14 protein-coding genes, 1 rRNA gene and 1 other RNA gene are annotated in these 10,515 nt (G+C 50.8%); 7 read left to right on the top strand and 9 right to left on the bottom strand.

What is annotated here, in order from left to right; translation table 11 throughout:
• The 6 genes from GS501_RS01085 to GS501_RS01060 form a co-directional block, all read right to left on the bottom strand.
• A 16S ribosomal RNA gene (locus GS501_RS01085) occupies positions 1–124 on the bottom strand; the annotation flags it as partial.
• Positions 125–372: 248 nt separating this feature from the next.
• Positions 373–1,188, bottom strand: a complete 816-nt coding sequence (locus tag GS501_RS01080; protein ID WP_160830053.1) for a TIGR00282 family metallophosphoesterase — start codon at positions 1,186–1,188, stop codon at positions 373–375.
• Between the two features lie 9 nt (positions 1,189–1,197).
• Positions 1,198–1,779, bottom strand: coding sequence for a 5-formyltetrahydrofolate cyclo-ligase (locus GS501_RS01075; RefSeq protein ID WP_160830052.1), 582 nt, complete (start codon positions 1,777–1,779; stop codon positions 1,198–1,200).
• A gap of 1 nt (position 1,780) precedes the next feature.
• Positions 1,781–1,942, bottom strand: a non-coding RNA gene (gene ssrS, locus GS501_RS01070) — 6S RNA.
• 76 nt (positions 1,943–2,018) lie between these two features.
• Entirely contained in the window at positions 2,019–2,396 is a 378-nt protein-coding gene (zapA, locus tag GS501_RS01065) for a cell division protein ZapA (RefSeq protein ID WP_160830051.1), read from the bottom strand.
• Between the two features lie 2 nt (positions 2,397–2,398).
• Positions 2,399–2,632 (bottom strand): hypothetical protein, encoded by a 234-nt coding sequence (locus GS501_RS01060; RefSeq protein WP_160830050.1) that lies wholly within the window; start codon positions 2,630–2,632, stop codon positions 2,399–2,401.
• A 66-nt stretch (positions 2,633–2,698) separates the two neighbouring features.
• Here GS501_RS01060 and GS501_RS01055 point away from each other — a divergent pair, with 66 nt between their 5' ends.
• The gene (locus GS501_RS01055) at positions 2,699–3,037 is read left to right on the top strand and encodes a hypothetical protein (RefSeq protein WP_160830049.1); all 339 of its coding nucleotides are present in this window, start codon (positions 2,699–2,701) and stop codon (positions 3,035–3,037) included.
• Positions 3,034–3,657 (top strand): thiamine phosphate synthase, encoded by a 624-nt coding sequence (locus GS501_RS01050; protein ID WP_160830048.1) that lies wholly within the window; start codon positions 3,034–3,036, stop codon positions 3,655–3,657. The genes GS501_RS01055 and GS501_RS01050 overlap by 4 nt, the downstream gene beginning before the upstream one ends.
• Positions 3,658–3,699: 42 nt before the next feature.
• Here the strand turns inward: GS501_RS01050 and GS501_RS01045 are convergent, their stop codons facing one another.
• From GS501_RS01045 to epmA, 3 genes are all read right to left on the bottom strand, one after another.
• Positions 3,700–4,350 carry a fasciclin domain-containing protein gene (locus tag GS501_RS01045; RefSeq protein ID WP_160830047.1) on the bottom strand — a complete coding sequence of 217 codons (651 nt, stop codon included), beginning with the start codon at positions 4,348–4,350 and terminating at the stop codon, positions 3,700–3,702.
• 32 nt (positions 4,351–4,382) lie between these two features.
• Positions 4,383–4,817, bottom strand: a complete 435-nt coding sequence (locus tag GS501_RS01040) for a hypothetical protein (RefSeq protein ID WP_370517892.1) — start codon at positions 4,815–4,817, stop codon at positions 4,383–4,385.
• A gap of 139 nt (positions 4,818–4,956) precedes the next feature.
• Positions 4,957–6,012, bottom strand: coding sequence for an EF-P lysine aminoacylase EpmA (gene epmA, locus GS501_RS01035; RefSeq protein WP_160830046.1), 1,056 nt, complete (start codon positions 6,010–6,012; stop codon positions 4,957–4,959).
• A 21-nt stretch (positions 6,013–6,033) separates the two neighbouring features.
• Here epmA and GS501_RS01030 point away from each other — a divergent pair, with 21 nt between their 5' ends.
• The 5 genes from GS501_RS01030 to GS501_RS01010 all read left to right on the top strand — a co-directional run bounded on the left by GS501_RS01030 (position 6,034) and on the right by GS501_RS01010 (position 10,515).
• Positions 6,034–7,101, top strand: coding sequence for a lysine-2,3-aminomutase-like protein (locus tag GS501_RS01030; RefSeq protein WP_160830045.1), 1,068 nt, complete (start codon positions 6,034–6,036; stop codon positions 7,099–7,101).
• A gap of 118 nt (positions 7,102–7,219) precedes the next feature.
• Positions 7,220–7,786, top strand: a complete 567-nt coding sequence (efp, locus tag GS501_RS01025; protein ID WP_160830044.1) for an elongation factor P — start codon at positions 7,220–7,222, stop codon at positions 7,784–7,786.
• A 5-nt stretch (positions 7,787–7,791) separates the two neighbouring features.
• A complete protein-coding gene (locus tag GS501_RS01020; protein ID WP_160830043.1) occupies positions 7,792–8,619 on the top strand; it encodes an inositol monophosphatase family protein in 828 nt (275 codons plus the stop codon).
• A 73-nt stretch (positions 8,620–8,692) separates the two neighbouring features.
• The gene (locus tag GS501_RS01015) at positions 8,693–9,484 is read left to right on the top strand and encodes a hypothetical protein (protein WP_160830042.1); all 792 of its coding nucleotides are present in this window, start codon (positions 8,693–8,695) and stop codon (positions 9,482–9,484) included.
• Positions 9,481–10,515 carry a flagellar motor protein MotA gene (locus tag GS501_RS01010; RefSeq protein WP_160830041.1) on the top strand — a complete coding sequence of 345 codons (1,035 nt, stop codon included), beginning with the start codon at positions 9,481–9,483 and terminating at the stop codon, positions 10,513–10,515. The genes GS501_RS01015 and GS501_RS01010 overlap by 4 nt, the downstream gene beginning before the upstream one ends.

Genomic DNA, 10,515 nt, shown 5'->3' with positions numbered 1-10,515 from the left:
CCCATGGATAGGTTCCTACGCGTTACTCACCCGTCCGCCACTAACCCCGAAAGGTTCGTGCGACTTGCATGTGTTAAGCATGCCGCCAGCGTTCGCTCTGAGCCAGGATCAAACTCTCAGGTTCAATCCAACCAAAACGCACATAGCAAATAAAGCATCTCTAATTCTTACATCAGAAATATATCAGCCATGACATCCTAGCGATAATCTACCACTAAAACGCCGCCAACATATCCCTTCCAGTCTCTCTTCAATTCTCAAAGATCACTACCAAACAACCCCAGAACTTCCGCCCCAGCGCCGCCGGTGAAGCGCCTTATACACTACACTCAAAAACCGTCAATCGATTCTAATCAAAAAAATGCACATTTCTTAAAAATTAGGCAGGTAAGGCGACAGGTCTCCCCCCTGCCGAAATGGGCAAACCTTAAGCGCAAGGCCGGTTTTATCGTCAGTTTCCACCATCAAACCAGAGACTGTTGCAGTACCCATTGCCGGTTGGAAGCGTTCTGTAGGGACTTTCTTGAGAAGACGCCGTAATGCATTCCCCTTCTCCATCCCGATGATACTGTCATAATCACCACACATACCCGCATCCGTTTGATAGGCGGTTCCCTTGGGCAAAATACGATGATCTGCCGTCGGTATATGCGTATGTGTCCCCACAACCAAAGAGGCACGCCCATCGAAGAAATGGCCGAACCCCATTTTCTCACTTGTCGTTTCAGCATGCACATCAATGATGATGGCTTGCACGGTGACACCTAAACGATGTTGTGAAAGAAGCTGCTCAACTGCCCGAAAGGGATCATCAAGGGGATCCATGAAAATACGCCCCATAACATTAACGACCAACACCTTCCGCTCTCGCGATATATTGATCACGCAACTTCCGCGCCCAGGCGTTCCAACGGGATAATTTAGAGGGCGGGCAATTTGAGAAAATTGATCAATCTGGCCAATGAGATCACGACGATCCCACGCATGATTGCCTAATGTAATGGCATCGACCCCGCCCTCTAGAAGGTCACGGGCAATTTGAGGCGATAGACCGAACCCATGTGATGCATTTTCAGCATTCACCACAACAAGATCAAGCTTCAACTCATCGCGCCAACGTGGAAGCCCCGCCAACACGGCTTCCCGCCCGCTGCGCCCAACAATGTCCCCAAGAAAAAGTAGTCTCAATGGTCGCCCTTACATTCTATAATTTACATCAACACTTTCTGGATGAATGATTTCACGCTCTGTCACTATATACGTCAAACGCTGATCAAAACGGTCCATTGGCACTAATGGTTGTTCCTGCTGAGCGAGAGCATAACCGATTGATGGTTTGTGCGACCATAGGTCCAATGTACGGTCATAATACCCTCCCCCGTAGCCTATCCTCCCTCCGTGACGATCAAACGCCAACATGGGAACCAGAATCACATCAGGCTCTTCCCGCGGCCCAGCGGGATATGACGTACCAAACCGCCCCTGCCTCAAAGGCGACGAAGGCCGCCAAAAACGGAAATGTAGGGGCTGCCCTATCGGCGGGGCCTCTGGCAACAAAACGCGATAGCCAGCGCGATCCGCCTGGAAACACAAAGGACGCAAATCTATCTCACCTGGAAGAGGCCAAACAGCCGCCACCCTCCGCGCCCCTAGACGCCGAAGAAGATAAAATATTTTCTGGATGATCTGTCGATTATGCCGCGGCAATGGTGCCGCTCTTTGGGCGCGCAAAAGACGCCGTAATTCTTTCTTCTGATGATCAAGAGAAAGTGAAGACATAGGTGGAGCCACCGCAGCCGTTGGTCCTTTTATCAACCCTCCTAGACCTGCTCAAACAGGTGGGCGCCAGATAACGTGGCCAGGGCCACGACAGAGCCAGCTCCCGAGGAAGTGATTATCGGCCCGGGGGTGTGATGTCGCCTGACAAACCGGGCAGCTCCTTCGCTCATATGGCACTCTTACTCAGGAAGTTCAAGGCTGAGGCCATAAGCACTATCCCCCTTTACTGGGAAAAGCGACTACTTTACATCCGCGGCCACTTTTTGTCCCTCAGCCTCACCACCATCCACACGTTTCACTAAACGTTCTGCCAGTTCTACAAGCTGCCCTAAACGTGTTGCATTCCGCTCTTTTTCAGCAAGGATATCCTCAGCTTGCCGAAGCGTTTTCTTGGCACCATCACTTATCTGCCCTTGAGCCGCCTCATATAATTCATCAGCGAGAAGCAATGTTGTCAGGAAGAGTGCATGCCCCTCCCCCACAGGCGAAAGATTAGCGCGAACTTGATTGAGCCGTCTTTCAACCTCTTTTACCAACCGATTAACATGCTGCTCTTCTCCATCCCGGCAGCCAACAACATAACGCGCACCGCCAATTGGTACTGTAATCTGCCCCATAATTACTCCTCTTTTGCTGCGCTTGTATCACCCAGAAGAGCCGTCAGCCGTGATTCCAAGTGTTCAACACGTTCCGATAATAGTTTCAATCGTGCCTTATTTTCTTGATCTTGCTTTTGCGCTTGTTTTTCTTTCTGCTCCAACGCAAAACCAAGACGCCCTAATGCCTCTTCAAGGCGTTCAACCGGGTTGGCTATTTTTTGCTCATTGAAAGGTTGTTTCTTCTCCGCACTCACCCTCTATCTTCCTCCTCCATTGCATCCATAATTGTCAGGATGACTGATCTCTGCAAAGCGTCAAGCATGTTCGCTCTTTTTCCGTCCCCCTTTATCTGTATTTCTTCTCAAAAAGCACTCACAGCACTTATTGATCACACAACCCCTTATGAATTCACGATCATTTCACCACCACATGCAGGCTGCAGTTTTGGCATTCCTTGGTGGCAAGAAGTCATTCGTCCATATAATGTCACGTCTATTTTAGATTGCGGTGCCTCGACAGCTTTAGCGCTAGAAGCACTTGAACGTGGAATAGACGGAGTCGTTTGCCGCGACATGCGTTCGGTCTTGCCCAAAGAGTGGGAAAAAAGACTCTTCCCTTATCGACCCTCCACCTTAACTTTAGGACAGGCTCTCCGATGAATACTCACCCTACTACATCACCACGTGATCCAGAATTGGACACTGTGTGTGACTTGTATCTCACCCTACCTGTACAGCACGACCCTGCAACCGTGCTCTCCACCTTGCCGGATATTCTTCAAATTGAGAGCGTGACGGCACTTCGTCTCTGCTGTGATACAGCACCAGAAACAACATTCATGACTCAACTGACCGCTCTACTCCACCCTCACAATGTCGCTCTCATTCTTGCACCAACAAGCACGATTTTGCTTCCGTCTCTCCCCCTCGACAAAATTGATGGTTTACACTTGCCGTCGTCTCATGAGCTCAAAGCCCTGTCCAATATTCACAGTACAAAACGCAACAACCTCCAGATTGGCTGCTCCTGCACAACACTTGATGATGCCATGCACGCCGGAGAACACGGTGCTGATTACGTAGCATTTCCAGCTGAAGAAACTTTAGCCATTACACAATGGAGCTTTATGGCAGAGCTTCCATCCGTTGCTGATTCCGTAACAAACCAAGAAACAGCGCAGGAGGCTATTGATGCCGGTGCCGATTTTTTGGGAATCCCTCTTACTCTTGATGGCCAGGATCTTGCGCGCATTTCTACACTGCAAACCCTGCTCACTTAACAGAAGGTGGAGGGAAATTAAGGAGTTGAGTTCCGTCTGAACCTAATACGGTAAGACCGTATCAATCATATACAACATACCATTAGACTGCGGGAAACCCTTACCCATTACATGGAACTCGTGCCCTTCATCTTGCAGAGCAATGTCACCCGATGATGAAAGCAACTGCAACGCAAGATGAGTGCCATTAAATGTCGTCACCGTAACCACTCCATTGTGACGACGGGCCTGTTTAATGAGGGTAGGAAGATCCCATTTCCCAACGAGGATCGTTTGACCGATGAGCCTTACTAAACGAGCATGGTTTTCGGGCGCATCCCACCGTCCCGGCCACTCTTTCACATGCGCCTCAAGCGCATCATCAGAGATGGCCAACACCGTATATGGCCCCTCTGCTTGCAGCCAACGCTGCCAACCAGCGCGTTTCACCGCACGATAATAATCAGCATTTTCCAAAGACGATGCTAAATTTTCGTCCAATGTGCGATCTTCATAAGAAACAGAAGGTGTAACGTGATACGCGACCGGGCTGTTAGGGGATTCACCATCCTTAGAAGGGACGAACTCCCGCTCAATGCTCTTCGCCCGCGGCATAACTTCGCTGTAGCCTGACGGACGTGTAAAATACATATCCTGCCGATCTGGACTCTGATGGCTGCACCCTCCCCCACCTAAAAGGAGGACGATCCCCATTATACGGGCCCTTCCACGATGTCGTATCCCAATCAACAGCCGTCTCCCCGCAATGTCCAACCGGTTACACGATCATTCACCAACTCAAATGTTGTTTGACATGTCGTGCTTGAATATGTCGGTGGGAAGCCTCCGCCCCAGCCACCTGGTCCCATCCCCCAGCCACTACCATATCCGTAGCCATAGCCGCCACCCCAACCCCAGCCCCAATCAGGTGTTCCAGGTGAATATTCCGTTTCCGTTTGGATATAGCCCAAGAATTCATGACCCTGTGCCCGATAATCACGTGCCGGCACACCAAATCGACGTAGGACATCAACTGTCGACTGTCCAATCATAGAATTGAGGACATTCTTTTGTTGTAGATCTGGCTTTGACGCACATCCTGTTAGAATAGCGAATGCCCCTACACACCAAAGACTACGTCGCGCACCTTTATATATTGTATGATCCCACAATACACCCACTGGCTTTCCCCCTCATTACGGTATGGTATCGTCCAGACGCAAAACACTCTCTCCGCTCAGGGTAAGAAAAATCATTTTCTCTTCATAGCCCTACTCCTTAAGTGGTCAATCATCCGCAAAAAGACAGCTAAATTTATTGTCAGGTTAACCACAAAATCTCATCTAGCCGTGGCACCCCCGTCGCAAGCATCACCAACCGATCAAACCCCAAAGCAATACCTGATGTTGGCGGCATGACCGGTAACGCACGCAAGAAAGCTTCATCAATCGCCCAGTCCTGATCCGGAGCTAATTCCAAACGCCTGTGTCGATCTTCTTCAAAACGCTGTCTTTGTTCCTGCGCATCCGTCAACTCCTCGAAGGCATTCGCAAGCTCAAGACCACCTGCATATAATTCAAAACGTAATGCAACACGCGAATCCATAGGGTCACGCTGCGCCAAAGCCGCCTGCTCTGACGGCCAATGGGTTAAAAATGTCGGCCGGTCCCGACCAATATTCGGTTCAATTTTCTCCAAGAGAAGACGGAAAAACAAATCTTCCCATGTCTCTTTTTCTCTAAGAGAGACCTTCGCCTGCTCAGCTAAAGCAACCACATCATTAGCCGTCCCCAAAAGATCGACGCCCACATAGTGCTGGAAAGCTTCTTGCATGGTTAAACGCTCAAAAGGTGCTTTCAAATCTATGTAACGGCCCCCCACACGCAGGAAAGGAGGCAATACGCTGCGCAACAGCTCTTCTGTTTCATCCATGAGTGAGAAAAGAGATGCCTGAGGCCGGTACCATTCCAGCATTGTAAACTCAGGCACATGAGTGTTGCTTTTCTCCCCATTCCGCCACACACGCGCCAATTGATAGAGAGGCTGTTTCACAGCGGCGACGAGACGCTTCATCGCAAACTCAGGGCTCGTATGCAGAAAGCGTGTCTCTTGCCCTCCATCTGGCCATTCCCATATGGAGCGGAAACACCGCAAATGCACTTCCTCTCCAGGTGTTGGCACGAGATATGGTGTCTCTACTTCTAAATAGCCCCGCCCATCGAAAAAAGCGCGCACTGCTTTCACCAGCTGTGCCCGACGACGCAACAAAGGCAAACGTTCCGCTATATTCTGGGTCTCTTGGGGGGAGCTATGTGGCAACACGCAAAAATCCTTCCGGTCAGGAGAATATCCTCTGTGGGTTGCAGAATATTCCATCAGTTCGCTAGAGCATGAATCATGCACGATACGGCCAAGACATTCCCTCGCCAAGAGACCATTCGCGATATCGATTCTCTCATTGAGGCAGGCTTAGTTCCGCCTGAAAAACGGGAAGAGCTATCTGATGTCGCACGCCATTACGCTACAGCGATTCCTCCCGCCTTACAGGCTCTTATTAAAGACCCTCATGATCCAATTGGGCGGCAAGTCATTCCTTCCCCTCTGGAAAATATCCAACAGCCGCACGAACAAAGCGACCCCATCGCGGATGATGCCCTCTCCCCCGTCCCAGGTATCGTTCACCGTTATGCAGATCGCGCCCTTCTTAAACCGCTGCTCATTTGCCCTCTCTATTGCCGCTTTTGTTTCCGTAGAGAGCATGTTGGCCCGGATGGCGGCCTCTTAGATGGCGAAGCACTTGAAACAGCGCTCAAATGGCTAGAGGATCACCCACAAATTCAAGAAGTTATTCTTACCGGGGGGGATCCCTTCATGCTGTCTCCCCGACGCATGAAGCACATTATCTCCCGCCTTTCAGCGATGGCACATATCCACACCATCCGCCTGCATACGCGCGTACCGATTGCCACTCCCGAACGCGTAACCCCTGCTTTTCTGGATGCTCTCGAAAGCGATTGTGCCATCTGGGTTGTTATCCATACAAACCATGCACGCGAAATCACCCCAGATGTTCGTCACGCCTTGCGTTTAATTCTTGGGAGAGGCATTCCCATCCTCTCGCAATCTGTTCTCTTACGCGGGGTTAATGACACACCAGACGCCCTGGAAGCGCTGTTACGCGCTCTCGTGAAAGCGCGCGTAAAGCCCTATTATCTTCACCATCTTGACCCCGCTCCAGGAACTGCACATTTCCACGTCCCTGTAGAAGAAGGACGTGCACTCCTTAAAAATCTTCGCGGGCGCGTGACAGGCCTGGCCTGGCCAACCTACGTCGTCGATCTTCCTGGAGGGAAAGGAAAAGTGCCTTTAGGGCCAGATTATTTACAGCCAATACAAGAAAACGAAGCACACCCCTCGTCTCAAACAGCGCAAGCACCAGATGGGACACTCCACCCCTTTTTCTAGGGGTAAAAGGCCATTAGATAACTATGCCTTGCGTAAAGCCTTGCTTCATCCCCCCTCTGCCCGCTAGAAGCCGCAGAAGACACAGGTCGATCTTTTACAATGCACATCGGGAGCTGATATGAAACAGCAAGCCAACCTTATCCGCGCTGGACAAGTCATAGAACATAACGGTCGCCGCTGGACTGTTCTTAAACAACAGATCCTTACCCCTGGAAAAGGTGGCGCTTTCATCCAAGTTGAAATGCGTGATTTAAACAGCGGCAATAAGAGCAACGAACGCTGGCGTACAGCTGATACGGTCGAGCGTCTTTTGACGGAAGATAGAGACTACATTTATTCTTATATGGACGGCGACAATATCGTCCTGATGGATCCAGAAACTTTTGAGCAAACCATGCTGTCAAAAGACATTCTGGGTGACCAACTTCCGTTCCTTCAAGACAATATGCAGCTTGAACTCAAGCTCGTTGAAGGGGACCCCGTAGCGGTCACATTACCTCCACAAGTGACGTTAGAAGTCGTTGAGGCTGATCCTGTCGTTAAAGGACAAACTGCCAGCTCTTCTTACAAACCTGCAAAGCTTTCAAACGGCGTAAAAGTCATGGTGCCTCCTTTTGTAGAGGCCGGTGAACGTATCGTTGTTCGCACCGATGATGCTTCTTACGTTGAGCGTGCTAAGGACTAATTCCCATGCGCCTTTCTCCGCATATGGCCGTTATGCAAAACACCGCACAGAAAGCAGCGCGCTCTCTGTTGCGTGATTTTGCAGAAGTCGAGCAGCTGCAAGTCAGCATTAAAGGTCCGGGGGACTTTGTCTCCCAGGCTGATATCCGTGCCGAAAACACTATTCGTGAAGAGCTCAGCCGTGCACGCCCCGGCTACGCCTTTCTTATGGAGGAAAGTGGGGCTTCTGGCGGCGATAATTGGACATGGCGTTGGATTGTTGATCCACTTGATGGGACAACAAACTTTCTCCATGGTATCCCTCATTGGGCTATTTCAATCGGTCTACAGCGTCGTCATCCCGACGGGACCATTGAGCTCGTTGCAGGCGTCATCTATAACCCTGTCGCTCATGAGATGTTTTGGGCTGAAAAAGGCGTTGGTGCCTTCCTCAATGAGCGCCGCCTTCGTGTATCAGCACGCCGTAAACTTTCCGAGGCTGTCTTCGCCACGGGTATTCCTTTCGCCAAGGTACCCGCTGAACGCCATCGCCCCTTCGGGCTCATTTTGAGCTCCCTAATGCCCAAGGTCGCGGGTATTCGCCGTTGTGGGGCTGCCGCCCTTGACCTCGCCTGGCTTGCTGCTGGTCGTTATGAGGGCTACTGGGAACTTGGATTAAAACCATGGGACTGTGCCGCTGGGATACTGATTGTCCGTGAGGCTGGTGGTTACGCGACTGACCACACAGGGGATAATCTTGATGGTCTTGACGGGGATGTAAATATCATCGCTGCCAACCCTCATTTCCATTCCCCTCTTAAGGATCTGGTCCATAACGCATTAACGCGGGATTAACCCTCTTTTTTAACATAAACGCGACGCGCAAGAGCATTGCAGCGCGTCGCGTCTCTCAGCTAGGGTGTTACCTATGATGATCGAACGCCCTTCACTCACTGCCTTACTCTTATGCACTGCTCTATTCAGCATCGTGCCACGCCATGGTTACGCTCAAGTATCAACTAATCTGAGCGACCTACCTCCCCCTGAAGCCGCTCCACATACCGAAACATCACATACGAATACAGCATCTTCAAAGCGGGCTACGCCCACACACACCGCCCACCAAAACCATACAACAACACCAGCACATAATAATAATCAAGGAACGCCACCCGGCTATACACGAGTTCCGAGCGTTCCTGTTGCACCGCCGCCGCCTGTTATCATTGCACCACCCTTCACCCCCATTCCGACACACCCACCTGTTGCCCCCGAGCCCATCGCAGCGACCCCAAGCGCCCATAGCCATACAGCTCCTTACGAACAAAGTGGCTTGCGCATCATCTTTGACACCAACACAGCCGATATGAATGACGATACCATCAAGGCTATTCAACAATTTGGTGCACGCGAGGCCTCCCAAACAGAACATCGCCTTGTTCTCCATAGCTATGCAACACTTCCTGGCGATGACCTCTCCATGCCACGCCGGGTTGCCCTCGCCCGGGCCTTAGCCGTGCGCTCACTGCTCATGCAAAGTGGCATTGCCTCAACGCGAATTTACCCTATCGCTCAAGGCCGCCCAGATGCAGCACGCCACGACCCAGCCGATCGCTTAGACATCACCGTTGAAGAGAATGCGGGGTCGCTTTCAACTGCTACCACTGTCGCGTCTCCAGACACTCTCCCTGTTGATACAAAAGGAACTACCGCGCCGTGATTCGTCCTACGCGTTACTTGGTCCGTATGGGCCTATTTTTGGTCATTCTTTTCGTGTTGATTTACGCCTTACATCCTATGTTATGGCATGCCTTCATGGCCAATCCAGGACTTGATGGCACAATCATTGCCGTGCTCATCATTGGCATCATATGGAATATTCACCTCGCATGGCGTCTCTTCCCTGAAATCCAATGGATTGAGCGCTTACGACAAGACCGTTCAGGCCTTGTGATCCCTAATCCTCCAAGACTTTTAGCGCCAACAGCACGCTTGTTTTCAGCACAATCGGATCGACAATCCCGGTTAACGCTTTCATCTCAAACGACAAGCACGCTCCTTGATAGTTTGGAATCCCGCCTTGATGAAGGACGTGAAATTTCACGTTACATCACTCAATTATTGGTTTTCTTAGGGCTTCTCGGCACATTTTATGGCCTTCTGCTCACAGTGCGTTCCATCGCCGATGTTATCGGCGGTATGAGTGTTGGTGGCAGTGACCTAACGGCTATGTTTGATCATGTGAAAAATGGGCTCGTACAACCGCTTTCCGGCATGGCCACCGCTTTTTCCGGCTCCATGTTCGGCCTCGCGGGAGCCCTTGTTTTAGGATTTCTCGACCTCACAGCCGGTCAAGCACAAACGCGCTTCTTCAATGATGTTGAAGAATGGTTTGCTGACCTTACTAATGCGGAGAAGATCCGTACCTCTGCCCCGCATTCTCCAGCAGACACCGCCATGCTTACCGAGACGATTGAGACATGGGTCCCGCGTGTTCAGGATTTCATGCGTCTTACGACAGAGAATGTGTCACTGCTTCAGCAAAATATTTCTATGCTCCGTAAAAATGCCCATGACGCTGAAGAAAACCGTGAAAAAGTCCTCCAAGCGCTCAAAGACATTACCAAAAGCATTACGGAGCAGCGCTATGATGACCCTGCAACGTTGCAGCTTCTGCAACAAATTGAGCGCCAATTAGCTGGATTACGCGGTGACCTTCACCATGATACGTCACGACCACGGAAGGATTAA

The sequence above is a fragment of the Saccharibacter sp. 17.LH.SD genome, from assembly GCF_009834805.1.
In the GTDB taxonomy this organism is placed as follows: Bacteria; Pseudomonadota; Alphaproteobacteria; order Acetobacterales; family Acetobacteraceae; genus Saccharibacter.
This window is presented reverse-complemented; position numbering and strand designations above follow the sequence as displayed.

Coding starts and splice junctions, on each gene's coding strand:
- GS501_RS01075 (WP_160830052.1), bottom strand. CDS start 1,779: ATGTCTTCACTTTCTCTTGATCATCAGAAGAAAGAATTACGGCGTCTT.
- zapA (WP_160830051.1), bottom strand. CDS start 2,396: ATGGGGCAGATTACAGTACCAATTGGCGGTGCGCGTTATGTTGTTGGC.
- GS501_RS01055 (WP_160830049.1), top strand. CDS start 2,699: ATGTTCGCTCTTTTTCCGTCCCCCTTTATCTGTATTTCTTCTCAAAAA.
- GS501_RS01050 (WP_160830048.1), top strand. CDS start 3,034: ATGAATACTCACCCTACTACATCACCACGTGATCCAGAATTGGACACT.
- GS501_RS01045 (WP_160830047.1), bottom strand. CDS start 4,350: ATGGGGATCGTCCTCCTTTTAGGTGGGGGAGGGTGCAGCCATCAGAGT.
- epmA (WP_160830046.1), bottom strand. CDS start 6,012: ATGGAATATTCTGCAACCCACAGAGGATATTCTCCTGACCGGAAGGAT.
- GS501_RS01030 (WP_160830045.1), top strand. CDS start 6,034: ATGCACGATACGGCCAAGACATTCCCTCGCCAAGAGACCATTCGCGAT.
- efp (WP_160830044.1), top strand. CDS start 7,220: ATGAAACAGCAAGCCAACCTTATCCGCGCTGGACAAGTCATAGAACAT.
- GS501_RS01020 (WP_160830043.1), top strand. CDS start 7,792: ATGCGCCTTTCTCCGCATATGGCCGTTATGCAAAACACCGCACAGAAA.
- GS501_RS01015 (WP_160830042.1), top strand. CDS start 8,693: ATGATGATCGAACGCCCTTCACTCACTGCCTTACTCTTATGCACTGCT.